The organism is Sphingomonas degradans (genome assembly GCF_053502645.1).
Window position 1 is genome coordinate 22,428 of sequence record NZ_CP177172.1, and the last position, 16,259, is coordinate 38,686.

Below are 16,259 nucleotides of genomic sequence, written 5' to 3' on the forward strand. Positions count from 1 at the left end.
AACGGGCATCGGTCAGCCCACAGCGTGCGGTGCCGGCGTGTCGGGTTGCGACACGCCGGCACCGTGATCCGGGCGCGGTTTACTTGGCGATCTGGATCGGAACGAAGGTGCCGTTGTTGCGCCGCTGGACATAGAGCAGCACGGTGCTGCGCCCTGCCTTCTTCGCTTCGGTGACGATGCGCGCGACATCGGCCGAGCTGGCGACGGGCGTGCGATTGACCGAGACGATCAGGTCGCCGCGCTTGAGCCCCTTGCCCGCTGCGTCGCTCGACTGGTCGACGTTGAGCACGACGACGCCCTTGGCGGTGCCGTCGACGCCGATGCTGCGCGCGATCTGCGGCGTCAGCGGCGTGACCGCGACGCCGAGCGAGGCGGCTGCCATCGCGTCGGGATCGGCGGTGGCCGGGCCGCTATCGTCGTTCTCGGGATCGAACTGCGCCAGCTGTTCCTCGGGCGGGCGCTTGCCGACGACGACGGTGATCGTCTGGCGCTTGCCGTCGCGGATCAGCGTCAGCGGCAGGCGGGTGCCCGGCGCGACATTGGCGACGAGGTAGCTGAGCGTCTGGTCCGGCGTCACTTCCTGCTCGCCGACGCGGACGATCACGTCGCCCTGCTTGATCCCGGCCTTTTCCGCCGCCTCGCCCGGCTCGACGCGCGCGACCAGCGTGCCGCGATCGCTGGGAATGCCCAGCGCGTCGGCGATGCCGCGGTCGATCGGCTGCATCTGGACGCCCAGATAGCCGCGCTCGATCGCCTTGCCCTTCATCAGCGTGTCGATGACCGGCTTGGCCTGTTCCGCTGGGATTGCGAAGCCGATGCCGACATTGCCGCCGGTGGGCGACAGGATCTGCGAGTTGATGCCGATCACGTTGCCCTGGAGATCGAACATCGGGCCACCCGAATTGCCGCGATTGATCGAGGCATCGGTCTGGATGAAGCGGTCATAGGCGCCGCCCTGGCCGGTCACGCGGTGCGTGGCGGAGATGATGCCCGCCGTCACCGAACCGCCCAGCCCGAACGGGTTGCCGATCGCCACCACCCAGTCGCCGACGCGCGCCTGGCGCGAATCGCCGAACTTCACGAAGGGCAGGTTCTGCCCCTCGATCTTGAGCACCGCGAGGTCGGACTGGACGTCGCGGCCGATCAGCTTGGCGGTGAATTCGCGGCGATCGGGCAGCGTCACGCGGATCGATTCGACCACGGCGCCGCGCTGGCCCGCCGAAATGACGTGGTTGTTGGTGACGACATAGCCGTCGGCCGAAATGATGAAGCCCGAGCCGAGCGATTCGGCTTCGCGCGTCACCGGCTGGCCGCCCTGCTGGCCGCCGAACATTTCAAACGGGGTGCCGGCGAACGGATTGGTGTTCACCTGGACGCGCTGGGTGGTCGAGATGTTGACCACCGCCGGCTGGAGCTTGGCCACCATGTCGGCGAAGCTCATCGGCGCGCCGGCCTTGGGCGCGGCGGCCTGAATCGCGCCGGGCTCGTTCTGCGCGGTCTGCGCGCCGGCCGGGTGTTCGAGCACCATGACGGCAGCGGCGCCGCTGAGGGCAAGGGCAGTGGTAAGAGCGTAAGCGTAACGCACGGGTGTGTATCCTCTCAAAGGACGAGAAAGCGTTCGGTGCCGTTATTTGCGCCGGGTTGCTGAACGCTGATTGAATATGAACGAAGCGACAGGCTCATCGTTGCCCCATGAACTCGCGCAGATAGCTGTTCTGCGGAGACAGGATGATCGACGTCGCGCCCTTGTCGTCGCCCTGGGCCAGGAAGGTCTGGCGATAGGACTGCATCGCCCGGTAGAAATCGTAGAAACCGGGGTCCTTGTTGAACGCGGCCGCATAGATCTGCGCGGCCTGCGCCTGGGCGGTGGCGCGGATGATCTGCGCCTCCTTCAGCCCCTGCGCCTTGATCGTCGCGGCTTCCTGGAGCCGGGCGGTACGCATCCGGGCGAGCGCGCTGTCGAGCGGCGAGCCGCTGGGCAGTTCGGTCTGCTTGATGCGCACGTCGACGATCTCGACGCCATACTGGCTGGCCAGCCGCTGGAGCGAGTTCTGGATATTGTCCATCACCTGGCCCCGCTCGGGGCTCAGCAGCACCGCCGAGGGACGCTTGCCCAGTTCGTTGCGCAGCGACGAGCCGAACAGCGGCTGGAGCTGGTCGCGGACGCGCTCGACGCTGCCGACGGTGACCACCATCTTGAGAGGATCGACCACGCGGAAACGGGCATAGGCGTCGATTTCGAGCCGCAGCTGATCGGTCGACAGCACCGGCTGGTTCGGCAGGTCGATGTCGAGCACGCGCTTGTCGACCCACACGATCCGGTCGATGAACGGGATGCGGAAGACCAGGCCCGCGCCGGTGCGGCCGAACTGTTCGCCGGGCTTGTACGCGTTGATCGGATTGCCGCGCGGCTGTTCGAGCCGGAGCACGACCGCCTGCTTGGTTTCCGGCACGATCGACACCGTGCTCATGATGACGATCAGCGCCACGATCACCGCCACGGCGAGCGTGATGGGGTTGCGATACCAGGTGCCGCTCACTTGGCTGCTCCAGACTGGGCGGGCGCCGGCGCCGCTTCGATCGCGGGGGGCTCGCTGCGCTTGAGTTCGCGCAAGGGGAGATAGGGCGTCACGCCGGGCGCCTCGACGATGGTCTTGTCGGTGCGCGACAGCACCGCTTCCATGGTCTCGTAATACAGGCGGCGGCGCGTCACTTCGGGCGCGAGCTTGTACTGTTCGTAGATCTTGTCGAACTCGGCGGCTTCGCCCTGCGCCTGGGCGATGATCTGGTTGGCGAAGGCATTGGCGTTGTTCTTGTTGCCCTGTGCCTCCTGCTGCGCGGCAGTCACGGCCTTGAACGCTTCGTCCACGGCCTGGGGCGCGGCGGCCTTCTGGATGGCGACGCCCTGGATGCGGATGCCCGAATGATATTCGTCGAGGATCTGCTGGATCGCGATCTGGACCTTGCCCTCGATGCCCGCGCGGCCTTCACCGATCGCTTCGTTGAGGGTGGTGGTGGCGACGACGGCGCGCATCGCGCTTTCCGCTGTGGCGCGCACGGTTTCCTGCGGGCGGGCGATCTGGAACAGATAGTCCGACGGGCTGCGAATGTCCCAGCGCACCGAATAGGCGAGATCGACGATGTTCTGGTCGCCGGTCAGCATCAGGTTTTCGCCGCTGGGCGGGAAATTCTCGGTCTGGATATTGGCGACATTGACCACGTCGACCAGCTGGAACGGCGCGGGCAGCGTGAAGCGGATGCCCGGATCGAGCGTGCCGGTATAGCGGCCCAGCGTCGTCACCACGCCCTTTTCGCGCGGCCCGATCGAGTGGAACGAGGTGAACAGCACCCAGATGACCAGCAGCGCGCCGATCGCGATCAGCCACAGCCGGCTGCCGCTGGGCATCCCCGGAATGCCGGGACCGCCGCCGCTGCGCGCGCGGTTGAGCAGGTCTTCCAGCGTGTTCGCGCCGGGTGCGCGGGGGCGGCGCCCGTCGGGGGGCAGGGACCAGGGGTTGCGCGGGCCGCTGCCGTTGCCGTCGCCGGACCCGCCATTGCCGGAGCCGCCGGGGCTGCCCCAGGGGCTCTTGGGGGGCTCGTTCTTGAAGATGCCGGCGATTTGACGCCAGCCTGTCAGGTTCACCATGCCAACCTTTATAAGGGCGGATACGCGGATTTACAGTGGCAGCCGCCGAATACGTCCTTATGTGGCGGGATAATGACTGACGAAACCCCCATTCAGGCCCGAATTCAGGCAGCGCTGGCCCCGATCGCGGCGGGCCGCGCGACCGTGCGCGTCGAGGGCGCGCGGGCGAGCATCGTGCTGGACGTAAGCGATCTGAGCCCCGCCGCGCGCGACGAGCTGGAAGCCGATGTGAAGGCCGCGGCGGCGGTGCCGGGCGTGGACGAGGTCCGCGTGCTGATGACCAGCGAGCGGCGGACCCGGCGGATCGTCGCGGTGGCCAGCGGCAAGGGTGGGGTGGGCAAGTCCACGGTCTCCGCCAACCTGGCGATCGCGCTGGCGAAGCGCGGGCGCAAGGTGGGGCTGGTCGACGCCGATATCTATGGCCCGTCGCAGCCCAAGCTGATGGGCGTCGAGGGGATCAAGCCCAAGGCGCGCGACAAGACGCTGATCCCGATCGACACGCCGTTCGGCGTGCCGCTGCTGTCGATGGGCGGTCTGGTGGCCGAGGGGCAGGCGATCGCGTGGCGCGGGCCGATGGCGGGCGGCGCGCTGGGCCAGCTGGTCGATGCCGATTGGGGGCCGGTGGATACGCTGGTGCTCGATCTGCCGCCGGGCACCGGCGACGTGCAGCTCACCATGATCCAGAAGCACAAGCCGGCGGGCGCGGTGATCGTCTCCACCCCGCAGGACCTGGCGCTGATCGATGCGCGGCGGGCGATCGACCTGTTCGTCAAGGCGGGCGTGCCGATCATCGGGCTGGTTGAGAACATGGCCGGATACCAGTGCCCGCATTGCGGCGAAGTCTCCGATCCGTTCGGGTGCGGTGGGGCCGAAGCGGCGGCAAAGGCGCTGGGCATTCCGTTCCTCGGGCGGATTCCGTTGCAGATCGCGATCCGCACGGCGTCCGATTCGGGCAACCCGCCCGCGGCGGGAAACGGAGAAACCGCAGAGTCATTTGGTGAAATCGCGGAATCCGTCTACCAATGGCTTGAGAGGTAAAGCCATGCCGCTGACTCGCGACGAAGATATCAAGGCGCTGCTCGAAGAATCCCGCACCATCGCGATGGTCGGCGCATCGGATGGGCCCAAACGGCCCAGCAATGGCGTGATGCTGCTGTTGCAGCGGCACGGCTATCGCGTGATTCCGATCAATCCGCGTATTACCGGCGAGCATGTGCACGGCGAGTTCGTCTTTCGCGACCTCGACCAGATCGGCGACCCGATCGACATCGTCGACATTTTCCGCCGATCCGAGGATGCGGGCGCAGTCGTGGACGCGGCGATCGCCAAGGGTGCCAAGGCCGTGTGGATGCAGCTGGGCGTGATCGACCACGCAGCCGCCGCGCGCGCAGAGGCGGCGGGGCTGAAGGTCGTGATGGACCGTTGCCCCGCGATCGAAATCCGCCGGCTGGGATTGGCGCCGGTCGCCTGAGGTGACGCGTTCCCCGCGAACCGGGGGACTGTCGCGTAGGGATGCAGGCCTTGTTTTACGCCGTCATGCTGAACTTGTTTCAGCATCCAACGTCCAACAGGCTGTGGCGTCGCCCGTGGAGGGTTGGACCCTGAAACAAGTTCAGGGTGACGAGAAGTAAAAGAAGCAGCGCCGAGTTACATGCGATGACCCTGTGCGAAGGCGGGGCCCAGAGCCGCAGACGGTGTGCTTTGGACCCTGGGCCCCTGCTTTCGCAGGGGAGCGTCAGGCCAAGCTTCGCCCGATATAGCCCAGCGCGTCGATCAGCCGGTTTGCGTCGCGATCGTCCTGGTACAGTCCGAAGCCGATGCGCAGCACGTCGCCGCGCACATCGACGCGGATGTCCTCCTGGTCCAGCGCCGCCTGCCATCGCGCCGCATGGGGCGTGCGCAGCGCGAGGAAGCGGGCGGGGGAGCCGGGGTTGAGCAGTTCGGCGCCCGCAGGAATCGCGGGCAGCACCCGCGCCTTGAGCGCATCGGCATGGGCCGAGATCGCCGCCGTCGTCAGCCCCTCGCCGCGCAGCATGTCGCGCACCGCGACGAACCGGTACAGCCCCGAAGGATCGAAGGTCGCGCCCAGGAAGCGGCGGGCATCGGGGGCATAGCCGACCTGCCCCGGCGGCAGCGCCAGATCCTCGAACTCGGCGTACCAGCCGGTGATTTCCGGGCGCGGGCCATAGCCGGGGGGTGCGTGGAGGAACGCGCAGCCTTCGCCCGACATCGCGTATTTATACCCGCCGGCGAGGTAGAAGATCCGATCCGCCACCGCCGACAGATCGGTCTCCACGGCCATGAAGCCATGATAGCCGTCGATCACGACCCAGGGCCCATTGGGCCGGGCGAGTGCGGCGAGTTCCGCCAGCCCGTCGAACACCCGCCCGCTGCCGAAGGGGACATGGCTGGCGAAGATCAGGTCATAGGCGCCGGTGCGCGCAGTCTCGACCAGTGCCTCCATCGGCACTCGCGTGACCGTGGCGGTGCCGGCCTCCTCCCAGCGCAGGCTCTGCCGGCGGAAGCTGTGGAACTCGCCGTCGGTCGTCAGGATGCGGGGCGTGCGCACCGGCAGCGCGGAGACGATGCGGAGCAGCAGTTCGTGCGTGTTGGGCGCGAACACCACCGTGTCGGGGTCGGGCAGGCGCAGCTCGGACGCGACATGGACCTGCGCCGCCGGCCAGATTTCCCCCATCGCGCGATCCCATTTGCGATCGGCATAGCGCGCAGCGTCCTCCCACGCGGCGATCTGGCCGATATAGCTGGCATCGGGCCACAGATGGTGGCTGTGCGCGGCGAAATGGACGCGATCGGGCGCGGCGGCCAGCGCGCGCTGGAACAGATGCTTGTAGCTGGTCACAGCCCGGTCCTGAGCGACCAGAGTTCGGGAAAGGCGCGTTTTGCCAGCGTCGATTCGAGATAGGGCACGCCGGGCGTGCCGCCGGTGCCCCTCTTGCCGCCGATCACGCGGCTGACCGTCAGGACGTGCTTGTGCCGCCACGTCGCCAGCGCGTCGTCGATGTCGACCAGCTTTTCGGCGAGCTGGTACAGGTCCCAATGGCGCGTGGTGTCGCGGTACACCTGCGTCCAGGCGTCGGCGACGCGCGCGTCGGGCTGGTAGGGCGCGGCCCAGTCGCGGGCGAGCGCAGTATCGGGCACTGCAAAGCCGGCGGCGGCAAGCGCGGCGTTGGCGTCGTCCCACAGGCTGGGCTCGGCGGCAAAGGCCGTCGTCAGCGGCCCCGGCACCCCGCCCCCGCGCAGGCCGAGCAAGGTTTCGACCGCGCGGAACTGGTCCGACTGAAACCCCGAACTGCTGCCCAGCACTTGGCGGAAGCGGGTATAGTCGGTGGGCGTCATCGTCGCCAGCACATCCCAGCTGAGCGTCATCACCGCCTGAATCCGGCTGACCCGCGCCAGCCCCTTATACGCCTCGACCAGCCGGCCTGCGCGCACCAGCGCCTTGGCGGGCACCAGCTCGGCGATCATCTGCTTGAGCCACAATTCCTTGGTCTGGTGGATGATGATGAAGAGCAGCTCGTCATGCCGATCCGACAAGGGATGCTGCGCGGCGAGAAGCTGGTCGAGCGCGAGATAGCGCCCATAGGTCATGGGTTCGGTCATGGGGGGACGCTAGGCATCTGCGCGGGCGGGGGCAATTATGTTTCACGCGAAGGCGCGAAGGCGCGAAGGCGCGAAGAAGATAGAGGTTCGCGCAGAGGCGCAGAGGCGCAGAGAGAAGAAAGGGGGATGGCGCTAGCGGCGTGCGCTCCCCTCCCGCAAGCGGGAGGGGAGCAAGGAAGCGGGAGGGGGATAAGGTGTTCCCTCAGTCCCGCAGCAGTTCGTTGATGCCCGTCTTGCTGCGGGTCTGGGCGTCCACGGTCTTGACGATGACCGCGCAGTACAGCCCCGGCTTGCCGTCTTCCGCCGGGAGCGTGCCGGGGACGACGACGGCATAGGGGGGGACTTCGCCGCGATGGACCTGGCCGGTCGCGCGGTCGACGATCTTGGTAGAGGCGCCGAGATAGACGCCCATCGACAGCACCGCGCCTTCGCCGACGCGCACGCCCTCGGCCACTTCCGAGCGCGCGCCGATGAACGCGCCGTCGCCGATGATGACCGGATCGGCCTGGAGCGGTTCCAGCACGCCGCCGATGCCGACGCCGCCCGAGAGGTGGACGTTCTTGCCGATCTGCGCGCAGCTGCCCACCGTGGTCCAGGTATCGACCATCGTGCCTTCGCCGACATAGGCGCCGATGTTGACGAAGCTGGGCATCAGCACCGCGCCCTTGGCCACATGCGCGCCGTGGCGCACGATGCTGCCCGGCACGGCGCGAAATCCGGCGGTGCGGAAGGCGGCTTCATCCCAGCCGGCGAACTTCGACGGCACCTTGTCGAACCAGGTCGCGCCGCCCGGCCCCTCGACCAGCGCATTGTCGTTGAGGCGGAAGCTGAGCAGCACGGCCTTTTTCAGCCACTGGTTGACCTGCCAGCCGCCGTCCACGGGCTCGGCCACGCGGGCCTGGCCGCTGTCGAGCAGGTGCAGCGCCTCTGCCACGGCCTCGCGCACTGCGCCGGTGGTCGCGAAGCCCAGGTTCGCCCGGTCTTCCCAGGCGGCGTCGATGGTGGTGGCGAGATCGGTCATTGCGGGGTCTCCAATATGTCGTGCAGCCAATCGCCCAGATTGGTCACGGTATAGTCGATGAAGCTGCGGTCCTCGTCCGGCCCCTGTTCGGAGCCGTTGTCGATCCACACGGTGGTCATGCCGATCGCCTTGGCGGGCTTGAGGTTGCGCGCCATGTCCTCGACGAACAGCGATTCGTGCGGGTTCAGCGCATAGGCGTCGCACAGCCCGCGATAGACGATCGGATCGGGCTTGGGCCGGTAATCGGTGGCGTGGATGTCGTGCACCGCCTCGAACGTCTCGCCCAGCCCCAGCCGGTCGAGCACCTTCCCCGCATACACCACGTCGCCATTGGTGAAGACCAGCTTGCGCCCCGGCAGCAGCGCCAGCGCAGCGATCAGTGCCTCGTCGCGGGTGAGCACGCTCATGTCCACGTCGTGGACGAAATCCAGATAGTGATGCGGATCGACGCCATGGTCGGCGATCAGCCCCGACAGCGTGGTGCCGTGCGCGTGGAAATAGCCCTTTTGCACGCGGTGCGCCTCTTCGGCGTCGCATTGCAGCAGGGTGCGGACATAGTCGCCGATCCGCGCGTCGATCATCGGAAACAGGTTTGCGCTGGCCGGGTACAGCGTGTTGTCCAGATCGAAGATCCAGTTGCGGATATGGGAGAGTTCGGCGCGCATGGGCGGCGCGATAGGGCGCGGGCGCGGGGGTGGCAAGCGGGTGCGGGGCTCCCCATCTGATGTGGCATGACAGGTTATTCGCTGCTCGACCTCGTTCCCGTCATCCAGGGCGGAACGGTTTCCCAATCCCTCGCCAATGCCGCCGATCTGGCGCGGCATGCCGAAACGCTCGGCTTCAACCGCTATTGGGTGGCGGAGCATCACGGGATGGAGGGGATCGCCAGCGCGGCCACCGCCGTGGTGATCGCGCATGTCGGCCAGGCGACGTCGCGCATCCGCGTCGGCGCGGGCGGGATCATGCTGCCCAACCATTCGCCGCTGCAGGTGGCGGAGGCGTTCGGCACGCTCGACGCGCTGTTCCCCGGCCGCATCGACCTGGGGCTGGGCCGCGCGCCGGGATCGGACCAGCGCGTCGCCGCCGCGATCCGGCGCGGGCTGGACAGCGACGGCAACGAATTTCCGCGCGATGTGCAGGAACTGCAAAGCTATTTCGCCGATGACGGCCGCACCGGCATCCGCGCGACGCCGGGGGCGGGCGCAGATGTGCGGCTGTGGATTCTGGGATCGAGCCTGTTCGGGGCGCAGCTCGCCGCCGCGCTGGGGCTGCCCTATGCCTTTGCCTCGCACTTCGCGCCGGGGCTGATGGACGAGGCGATTGCCGTCTATCGCCGCAATTTCCGCCCCTCGGGCGTGCTGGAAAAGCCGCATGTGATGCTGGGCTTCAACGTCTTTGCCGCCGACAGCGACGAAGAGGCGGAGTATCTGGCGACGTCGCAGCAACAGGCATTCGTCGCGATCCGCACCGGGCGCGGCATCCAGCTGCCCCCGCCGGTGCGCGGCTATCGCGACACGCTGGGCGCGCAGGGCAATGCGATGCTGGCGCAGGTGCTGTCGGCCTCCGCGATCGGCGGCCCGGCCAAGGTGGCGCGCGAGATCGCGGCGTTCATCGAGCGCACCGGCGCCGACGAACTGATGCTGACCAGCGCCATGTTCGACCATGACGCCCGCAAGCGCAGCCTGACGATCGCGGCGGAAGCGATGCGCGAGGCCGTGCCCGCATAGTTCGAGGCGTGTAGAGGACAGGCCGCATCCGGCGGCGCGGATACGGCCTGGCGTTTCGCAGGAGGACGTGCCAGTGTGCGCGCGCTACTCCCCCGCTGTCTCCGGCGGGCGGACGCTGCGCTCGACAAGCTGGGTCTGGCGGTGGCATTGGTGGCAGAACGCGAAGTCGAACAGCGCGTTGAGCGCCCAGGCCTGTTCCTCGACCTTCCATTCGGCCCAGGCGTCGCGGGTGACGGCGGTGCCGCCGCAGCGGTCGCAGGCATATTCGAGCGGGGGGGAGGGGCGTTCCATGACTCGGAACCTAGCGGCGCGCCGCTCCGCATTGGAGGCAAGTTGCTCCGGAACGGATCGACTTCGCCGGCGGCTATTCGGCGGCGACTGCCTCGCGCGTCACCATCCCCCGGCACATCCGGTCCAGCGCCCCGGCAAGCTGTAGCCCGAACGCGCGGTCGACCGTCGGTTCGGCGGCGATTGCCTGTGCCATCGCATCGGCCCATTGCGCGGCCAGCGCGGTGTCGATCGCCATCGCGCGGTGCATCCCCATCATGCACACGCCCGGGCGCTGATCGAACCAGTCGCGCGGGCCGCCCAGCCAAGCAGTTAGGAACAGCCCCAGCGACTGCCGCATCGGCGTGAGGTCCGGCGCGTGAATCGCGCGCAGCCCGGCATAGGCGGGCTCGCGGTCCATCAGCGTGTAGAAGCGGTCGACGATCGCCTGCACCACCGGGGCGCCGCCGATCCGGTCGAAGGGAGTTTGTGCGTCCATCGGCACAATCGCTGGCACGGCGCGGGCGGACGCCATTTGATCCCGGTCAATATTGCTCCGGAAACGATATTTCCGTCGCCGGCGCGCGAGGCTGCTACCCATATTGGCGGGATCGGGCCCCGCAATTTTATACCGGGAATATTTTTGCAGTTCCGCGTTCGTTCTCTTGCCTTTCGCAGACCCTAGGAAGGTCCACGCGTCGCGGCGCCATGGCATGGCAGGTGCTGCCACGAGCCGAGTCATTTTAGCGATGAGCCGTTGACCGGGAGGTCCATTTCGGCTCTTGTGCCCGAACGCGGATTGGCACAATCTGTAGTGGTTGCACTGAGGGGCAAGCTCAAGCACTGGTAGAACCAGCACCGCATATCCATATGCGGAATGGGTTCGGCTGTGCCCGGCTTTCAGGGCGACGGACACTTTTTGTTCTCGCGCAACGCGACACCGGTGATACCATCGGAAACCTGCCCCTCGAGTCGGATTCAGGGCCCTGCACAGGGCCGCGTACAGTATTGAGTGAGGGCTGAGAGTCATGGAATTCAGGGACACCGAGAACAGCGTGAACGAGACCGTCACCGAAGCCGCCACCGCCGCCGTGAAGGCCGCGAGCGACGCCATCGCCAAGGCGGCTGCAAAGCCGCGCAAGGAACGCGATTCGCACAGCATCACGCCGCGCCTCTATCCGGTCGAGATCGATCATAGCCGCGATGCGCTGCTCACCGATTTCGGCAAGGAAACGCTCAAGGACCGCTATCTCCTGCCGGGCGAGAAGTATCAGGACCTGTTCGTCCGCGTGGCCTCTGCCTATGCCGACGATGCCGGCCACGCGCAGCGGCTGTACGACTATATCTCGAAGCTGTGGTTCATGCCGGCAACGCCGGTGCTGTCGAACGGCGGCACCGGGCGCGGGCTGCCGATTTCGTGCTTCCTCAATTCGGTGCCGGACAGCCTCAACGGCATCGTCGATACCTGGAACGAGAATGTGTGGCTGGCGTCGCGCGGCGGCGGCATCGGCACCTATTGGGGCAATGTCCGCGGCATCGGCGAGCCCGTGGGCCTGAACGGCAAGACCAGCGGGATCATCCCGTTCGTCCGCGTGATGGACAGCCTGACACTGGCGATTTCGCAAGGGTCGCTGCGGCGCGGTTCGGCAGCCTGCTATCTCGACATCTCGCACCCCGAGATCGAGGAGTTCCTGGAGATCCGCAAGCCGTCGGGCGATTTCAACCGCAAGGCGCTGAACCTGCACCATGGCGTGCTGATCCCCGATGCGTTCATGGAAGCGCTGCGCGACGGCGCCGAATGGACGCTGCGCAGCCCCAAGGACGGGTCGGAGCGCGGCAAGGTGGACGCGCGCGCGCTGTTCCAGAAGCTGGTCGAGACGCGCCTCGCGACCGGCGAGCCGTACATCGTGTTCAGCGATCATGTGAACAAGACGATGCCCAAGCATCACCGCGACCTGGGGCTCAAGGTCTCGACGTCGAACCTGTGCTCGGAAATCACCCTGCCGACTGGCATGGACCATCTGGGCAAGGATCGCACCGCCGTGTGCTGCCTCTCGTCGCTCAACATCGAGACGTGGGACCAGTGGAAGGACGAAAAGGGCTTTATCGAGGACGTGATGCGGTTCCTCGACAATGTCCTCCAGGACTTTATCGAGCGCGCCGAGCCGGGCATGGAAAAGGCCGCCTATTCGGCCAGCCGCGAGCGTTCGGTGGGCCTGGGCGTGATGGGCTTCCACAGCTTCCTCCAGGCGCGCGGGCTGGCGTTCGAAGGCGCGATGGCCAAGAGCTGGAACCTGCGCATCTTCAAGCACGTCAAGGCGCAGGTCGACCAGGCATCGATGGCGCTCGCGGTCGAGCGGGGCCCGTGCCCCGACGCCGCCGACATGGGCGTGATGGAGCGGTTCAGCTGCAAGATGGCGATCGCGCCGACCGCGTCGATCAGCATCATCTGCGGCGGCACCAGCGCGTGCATCGAGCCGGTGCCGGGCAACGTCTATACCCACAAGACGCTGTCGGGCAGCTTCTCGATCCGCAATCCGTATCTGGAGAAGCTGCTGATCGATAAGAGCAAGAATTCCGACGCGGTGTGGAATTCGATCCTGGAACAGGGCGGCTCGGTCCAGCACCTCGACTTCCTGACCCAGGAGGAAAAGGACTGCTACAAGACCAGCTTCGAGATCGACCAGCGCTGGATCCTGGAACTGGCCGGCGACCGCGCGCCCTATATCGACCAGGCGCAGTCGCTGAACCTGTTCATCCCGGCCGATGTCGAGAAGTGGGACCTGCTGATGCTCCACTTCCGCGCGTGGGAACTGGGCGTGAAGTCGCTCTATTACCTCCGCTCGAAGAGCGTCCAGCGCGCGGGCTTCGCCGGCGGGGTGGAAGCCGACAACACGATCGAAAAGCCGAAGTTCGACCTCGGCGAGACGACCGATTACGACGAATGCCTGGCGTGTCAGTGAGGTGGCGGCGCTAGGCGATCGAGATCGGCCAGACTCTCCCTCTCCCCTTGTGGGAGAGGGAAGGGGCCCGCGCGCGGAGCGCGTGGGAAGGGTGAGGGGGAATGCCGAGGGGCTGACGAAGCGCCAATTGCTTCCTTCCGCCGCGGTTGCTCGCTCGCGCACGCTGCGGCGCGATGCCGGCCCTGCGGAGCGCGCATTGTGGGCGGCGCTACGTGGAGCATTGCCCGATGCGAGATTTCGCAGGCAGGTGCCGATGGGGCCCTATCACGCCGATTTCTGCGCGCACGGCGCAAAGCTGATTATCGAGGTTGATGACGCGACGCACGTGGAGCGGCGCGATCAGGATGCGGTCCGTACGAAGTTTCTGAATACGGAAGGCTATCGCGTGCTGCGCTTTTGGAACAACGACGTGATGACCAACCTGGACGGGGTAATCGCAACGATCGCGCGTGAGATGGAGCAGGCCGGATCGTGATCTCTTTGCCACAGCCCCCTCACCCTTCCCACCGCCTGCGGCGGCGGGCCCCTTCCCTCTCCCACAAGGGGAGAGGGAGAGTGGGAGCAGCTGTCCCTCTCCCGTCGGGAGAGGGACAAGCGCGTTCAGCCCTCGGCTTCTTCTTCCTCGAACGTCACTGCCACGTCGGCATTGGCGCTCAGGCGGACCTTTTCGCCTTCGACTGCGGCGACGAGGCCGAGCGGGATGTAGTGGTGGTGGCCGGCATGGCTGCCCTCGGCACCGGCGATCTGCGCGCCGCTGTCCTTCTTGGTCAGCTTGATGCGGTGATGCTGGACATGGTCGACGGTGCCGACATGGACGCCGTCGGCGCCGATGACTTCCATATGCTCGCGGATGTTGCTTTCGTGGCCCATGGGGGTTCTCCTTTGGTGGGTTCGGGATGCGTAACGCATACGAAGCCGAAACGGTGCCCGGGATCGGGCATTCGCCGGATGCGCGCTTTACGTATGGCGCACGGACGCCGCGCCTCAATCATACGCTCGGATGGGAAGCAGCCATGAAGACGTTCCGCCTTACCCTTGGCCTGTCCGCGCTCGCGCTGCTGGGCGCCTGCGCGACGCAGGTGTCGAGCACGGTTGCACCCGCCGCGCCCGGTTTCGTGGCCGGGCTGTGGCATGGGTTCATCTTTCCGGTGGCGTGGGTGCTGTCGCTCTTCATGCCCGACGTCGCCGTCTATGCCGTGCCGAACAATGGCGGCTGGTATGATTTCGGCTATTTCATCGGCGTGGTGTTCTTAGGGGTAGGCGCGCATGGCGGTAGCCGCAAGGTGATCTATCGCGAGCGGATCATCCGCGAGCGGCCGGGCCGCGTGATCGACCACGAATGACGCGCAGCATCGCCTTGATGGCCGGCCTCGGCATCGCTTCGGGCACGGCAGGACTGATCGTCCTCCTCCGCCCCTCGGCGGCGCGCGGGCTGCTGCGCATGGAGGCGAGCGAGGCGGCGATTTACGCACTGCGGATTGCCGGCATGATGCTGGTCGCGCTCGGCCTGTTCCTCACCGGCTTCGCGCTCGTGTTCGCGAGTGCGGGAGGGGTGGCGTGAGGTTTTTCCAGATGTTTGGCTGGAAGCCAACCTTGGCGCTCATCGTCGCAACGGTCGTATATATCTTTGTGGGCGCTTGGCTGTCCCATCAATTGAATTGGCCAGATCAATATGGCCTGCATTGCCGCGGGCGAGGGTGCCTCTTCACGGAGCTGTACCATAGCCCCGCGCTGCTGCGTGGCGGCAGATGGCAGGAATATCTCTTATTTGGCTGGTTCTGGTTTCTGCCTGTGATCGCAATCGCTGCGCTCTCTTTTGGCTTGTGGGACGCGCGCCGCCGCTCCCGCGGCCTCGTCTATCCCTCAAAGTAATTCAGTCGGAGTAACCCCATGTCGCTTCTCGAAGCCCGCAAAACCTACAAGCCCTTCGAATATCCCTGGGCCTATGAATATTGGAAGCGCCAGCAGCAGGTGCACTGGCTGCCCGAGGAAGTGCCCTTGGGCGAGGATTGCCGCGACTGGGCGCAGAAGCTGTCGGATCACGAGCGCAACCTGCTCACCCAGATCTTCCGCTTCTTCACCCAGGCCGATGTGGAAGTGCAGGATTGCTACCACGAGAAATACGGCCGCGTGTTCAAGCCGACCGAGATCAAGATGATGCTCACCGCCTTCTCCAACATGGAGACGGTGCACATCGCGGCGTACAGCCACCTGCTCGACACGATCGGCATGCCCGAGACCGAATACAGCGCCTTCCTCCAGTACAAGGAGATGAAGGACAAGCACGACTATCTGGCGACCTTCGGCGTCGATACCGACGAGGATATTGCCAAGACGCTGGCGATGTTCGGCGGCTTTACCGAGGGGCTGCAGCTGTTCGCGTCGTTCGCGATGCTGATGAACTTCCCGCGCTTCAACAAGATGAAGGGCATGGGCCAGATCGTCACCTGGTCGATCCGCGACGAGAGCCTGCACTGCGAAGGCATCATCAAGCTGTTCCACACCTTCTGCAAGGAACGGAACTGCATGACGCCGAGCGTGCGCGACGACATTCTGGACATGTGCCAGAAGACCGTGCGTATCGAGGATGCGTTCATCGACCTGGTGTTCGAAATGGGCCCGGTGAACGGCATGACGCCCAAGGACATCAAGAAATATGTCCGCTTCATCGCCGACTGGCGGCTGGGGCAGCTGGGGCTGAAGCCGATCTACATGATCGAGGAACACCCGCTGCCGTGGCTCGCGCCGCTGCTCAACGGGGTGGAGCACGCCAACTTCTTCGAAACGCGCGCGACCGAATATTCGAAGGCGGCGACGCGCGGCCAGTGGAACGATGTGTGGGACAGCTTCGACAAGCGGCAAAAGGCCAAGAGCAGCCCGGCGGCGAACGAAGACCCCAGTGCGGAGGGCGACATGTTCTCCAAGGCGGGAATCGCGGCGGAATAAGCGGCAAGGGGGGCGGTGTTTTCCGCCCCCCTTATCCTGCTGGCGTCCGTGCCGCGCCTGGCATAGCC

19 protein-coding genes are annotated in these 16,259 nt (G+C 66.4%); 9 read left to right on the forward strand and 10 right to left on the reverse strand.

Annotated features, from left to right (window positions below; translation table 11 throughout):
• Positions 1–79: 79 nt before the first annotated feature.
• The 3 genes from ACG3SL_RS00080 to hflK form a co-directional block, all read right to left on the reverse strand.
• Positions 80–1,585 carry a Do family serine endopeptidase gene (locus ACG3SL_RS00080; RefSeq protein ID WP_448663114.1) on the reverse strand — a complete coding sequence of 502 codons (1,506 nt, stop codon included), beginning with the start codon at positions 1,583–1,585 and terminating at the stop codon, positions 80–82.
• A gap of 94 nt (positions 1,586–1,679) precedes the next feature.
• The gene (hflC, locus tag ACG3SL_RS00085; protein WP_448663115.1) at positions 1,680–2,540 is read right to left on the reverse strand and encodes a protease modulator HflC; all 861 of its coding nucleotides are present in this window, start codon (positions 2,538–2,540) and stop codon (positions 1,680–1,682) included.
• Complete coding sequence (gene hflK / locus ACG3SL_RS00090; RefSeq protein WP_448663116.1) at positions 2,537–3,646, reverse strand: protease modulator HflK; 1,110 nt, start codon at positions 3,644–3,646, stop codon at positions 2,537–2,539. The genes hflC and hflK overlap by 4 nt, the downstream gene beginning before the upstream one ends.
• 276 nt (positions 3,647–3,922) lie before the next feature.
• Between hflK and ACG3SL_RS00095 the strand changes: the two genes are divergently transcribed.
• On the forward strand, positions 3,923–4,684 hold the full coding sequence (locus ACG3SL_RS00095) for an Mrp/NBP35 family ATP-binding protein (RefSeq protein ID WP_448665197.1): 762 nt from the start codon (positions 3,923–3,925) through the stop codon (positions 4,682–4,684).
• 4 nt (positions 4,685–4,688) lie between these two features.
• Positions 4,689–5,117, forward strand: a complete 429-nt coding sequence (locus ACG3SL_RS00100) for a CoA-binding protein (protein WP_448663117.1) — start codon at positions 4,689–4,691, stop codon at positions 5,115–5,117.
• A 264-nt stretch (positions 5,118–5,381) separates the two neighbouring features.
• Here the strand turns inward: ACG3SL_RS00100 and ACG3SL_RS00105 are convergent, their stop codons facing one another.
• The 4 genes from ACG3SL_RS00105 to ACG3SL_RS00120 form a co-directional block, all read right to left on the reverse strand.
• The gene (locus ACG3SL_RS00105; protein WP_448663118.1) at positions 5,382–6,506 is read right to left on the reverse strand and encodes a class V aminotransferase; all 1,125 of its coding nucleotides are present in this window, start codon (positions 6,504–6,506) and stop codon (positions 5,382–5,384) included.
• The gene (locus ACG3SL_RS00110; protein ID WP_448663119.1) at positions 6,503–7,267 is read right to left on the reverse strand and encodes a tryptophan 2,3-dioxygenase; all 765 of its coding nucleotides are present in this window, start codon (positions 7,265–7,267) and stop codon (positions 6,503–6,505) included. The genes ACG3SL_RS00105 and ACG3SL_RS00110 overlap by 4 nt, the downstream gene beginning before the upstream one ends.
• A gap of 202 nt (positions 7,268–7,469) precedes the next feature.
• Positions 7,470–8,288 carry a 2,3,4,5-tetrahydropyridine-2,6-dicarboxylate N-succinyltransferase gene (gene dapD, locus ACG3SL_RS00115; protein WP_448663120.1) on the reverse strand — a complete coding sequence of 273 codons (819 nt, stop codon included), beginning with the start codon at positions 8,286–8,288 and terminating at the stop codon, positions 7,470–7,472.
• Positions 8,285–8,953: a pyrimidine 5'-nucleotidase gene (locus ACG3SL_RS00120; protein WP_448663121.1), complete on the reverse strand. Its 669-nt coding sequence runs from the start codon at positions 8,951–8,953 to the stop codon at positions 8,285–8,287. The genes dapD and ACG3SL_RS00120 overlap by 4 nt, the downstream gene beginning before the upstream one ends.
• A gap of 66 nt (positions 8,954–9,019) precedes the next feature.
• Here ACG3SL_RS00120 and ACG3SL_RS00125 point away from each other — a divergent pair, with 66 nt between their 5' ends.
• The gene (locus ACG3SL_RS00125; RefSeq protein ID WP_448663122.1) at positions 9,020–10,015 is read left to right on the forward strand and encodes an LLM class flavin-dependent oxidoreductase; all 996 of its coding nucleotides are present in this window, start codon (positions 9,020–9,022) and stop codon (positions 10,013–10,015) included.
• 84 nt (positions 10,016–10,099) lie between these two features.
• On the opposite strand, the gene ACG3SL_RS00130 is transcribed toward ACG3SL_RS00125, so the two are convergent.
• Together ACG3SL_RS00130 and ACG3SL_RS00135 are read right to left on the reverse strand one after the other, a co-directional pair.
• On the reverse strand, positions 10,100–10,306 hold the full coding sequence (locus ACG3SL_RS00130) for a hypothetical protein (protein ID WP_448663123.1): 207 nt from the start codon (positions 10,304–10,306) through the stop codon (positions 10,100–10,102).
• A gap of 73 nt (positions 10,307–10,379) precedes the next feature.
• Positions 10,380–10,781 carry a globin domain-containing protein gene (locus ACG3SL_RS00135; RefSeq protein WP_448663124.1) on the reverse strand — a complete coding sequence of 134 codons (402 nt, stop codon included), beginning with the start codon at positions 10,779–10,781 and terminating at the stop codon, positions 10,380–10,382.
• A 529-nt stretch (positions 10,782–11,310) separates the two neighbouring features.
• On the opposite strand from ACG3SL_RS00135, the gene ACG3SL_RS00140 reads away from it, so the two are divergent.
• Positions 11,311–13,245, forward strand: a complete 1,935-nt coding sequence (locus tag ACG3SL_RS00140) for a ribonucleoside-diphosphate reductase subunit alpha (protein ID WP_448663125.1) — start codon at positions 11,311–11,313, stop codon at positions 13,243–13,245.
• A 127-nt stretch (positions 13,246–13,372) separates the two neighbouring features.
• Positions 13,373–13,720: an endonuclease domain-containing protein gene (locus ACG3SL_RS00145; protein WP_448663126.1), complete on the forward strand. Its 348-nt coding sequence runs from the start codon at positions 13,373–13,375 to the stop codon at positions 13,718–13,720.
• Positions 13,721–13,845: 125 nt separating this feature from the next.
• Here ACG3SL_RS00145 and ACG3SL_RS00150 read toward each other — a convergent pair whose 3' ends face one another.
• Entirely contained in the window at positions 13,846–14,115 is a 270-nt protein-coding gene (locus ACG3SL_RS00150) for a DUF2171 domain-containing protein (protein ID WP_448663127.1), read from the reverse strand.
• A gap of 143 nt (positions 14,116–14,258) precedes the next feature.
• Between ACG3SL_RS00150 and ACG3SL_RS00155 the strand changes: the two genes are divergently transcribed.
• The 4 genes from ACG3SL_RS00155 to ACG3SL_RS00170 are packed head-to-tail and all read left to right on the forward strand — an operon-like array spanning position 14,259 to position 16,191.
• Entirely contained in the window at positions 14,259–14,588 is a 330-nt protein-coding gene (locus tag ACG3SL_RS00155; protein ID WP_448663128.1) for a hypothetical protein, read from the forward strand.
• Positions 14,585–14,806, forward strand: coding sequence for a hypothetical protein (locus ACG3SL_RS00160; protein WP_448663129.1), 222 nt, complete (start codon positions 14,585–14,587; stop codon positions 14,804–14,806). Before ACG3SL_RS00155 ends, ACG3SL_RS00160 begins: the two co-directional genes overlap by 4 nt.
• Entirely contained in the window at positions 14,803–15,117 is a 315-nt protein-coding gene (locus tag ACG3SL_RS00165) for a hypothetical protein (RefSeq protein ID WP_448663130.1), read from the forward strand. The genes ACG3SL_RS00160 and ACG3SL_RS00165 overlap by 4 nt, the downstream gene beginning before the upstream one ends.
• Before the next feature lie 18 nt (positions 15,118–15,135).
• A complete protein-coding gene (locus ACG3SL_RS00170) occupies positions 15,136–16,191 on the forward strand; it encodes a ribonucleotide-diphosphate reductase subunit beta (protein ID WP_448663131.1) in 1,056 nt (351 codons plus the stop codon).
• Positions 16,192–16,259 lie beyond the last annotated feature (68 nt).

What these genes read in the sequence shown, in the direction of transcription:
- ACG3SL_RS00120 (WP_448663121.1), bottom strand. Translation starts at nt 8,953, where the DNA reads ATGCGCGCCGAACTCTCCCATATCCGCAACTGGATCTTCGATCTGGAC.
- ACG3SL_RS00095 (WP_448665197.1), top strand. Translation starts at nt 3,923, where the DNA reads ATGACCAGCGAGCGGCGGACCCGGCGGATCGTCGCGGTGGCCAGCGGC.
- ACG3SL_RS00100 (WP_448663117.1), top strand. Translation starts at nt 4,689, where the DNA reads ATGCCGCTGACTCGCGACGAAGATATCAAGGCGCTGCTCGAAGAATCC.
- ACG3SL_RS00170 (WP_448663131.1), top strand. Translation starts at nt 15,136, where the DNA reads ATGTCGCTTCTCGAAGCCCGCAAAACCTACAAGCCCTTCGAATATCCC.
- ACG3SL_RS00140 (WP_448663125.1), top strand. Translation starts at nt 11,311, where the DNA reads ATGGAATTCAGGGACACCGAGAACAGCGTGAACGAGACCGTCACCGAA.
- ACG3SL_RS00130 (WP_448663123.1), bottom strand. Translation starts at nt 10,306, where the DNA reads ATGGAACGCCCCTCCCCCCCGCTCGAATATGCCTGCGACCGCTGCGGC.
- dapD (WP_448663120.1), bottom strand. Translation starts at nt 8,288, where the DNA reads ATGACCGATCTCGCCACCACCATCGACGCCGCCTGGGAAGACCGGGCG.
- ACG3SL_RS00150 (WP_448663127.1), bottom strand. Translation starts at nt 14,115, where the DNA reads ATGGGCCACGAAAGCAACATCCGCGAGCATATGGAAGTCATCGGCGCC.
- hflK (WP_448663116.1), bottom strand. Translation starts at nt 3,646, where the DNA reads ATGGTGAACCTGACAGGCTGGCGTCAAATCGCCGGCATCTTCAAGAAC.
- ACG3SL_RS00155 (WP_448663128.1), top strand. Translation starts at nt 14,259, where the DNA reads ATGAAGACGTTCCGCCTTACCCTTGGCCTGTCCGCGCTCGCGCTGCTG.
- ACG3SL_RS00135 (WP_448663124.1), bottom strand. Translation starts at nt 10,781, where the DNA reads ATGGACGCACAAACTCCCTTCGACCGGATCGGCGGCGCCCCGGTGGTG.
- ACG3SL_RS00110 (WP_448663119.1), bottom strand. Translation starts at nt 7,267, where the DNA reads ATGACCGAACCCATGACCTATGGGCGCTATCTCGCGCTCGACCAGCTT.
- ACG3SL_RS00160 (WP_448663129.1), top strand. Translation starts at nt 14,585, where the DNA reads ATGACGCGCAGCATCGCCTTGATGGCCGGCCTCGGCATCGCTTCGGGC.
- ACG3SL_RS00125 (WP_448663122.1), top strand. Translation starts at nt 9,020, where the DNA reads ATGACAGGTTATTCGCTGCTCGACCTCGTTCCCGTCATCCAGGGCGGA.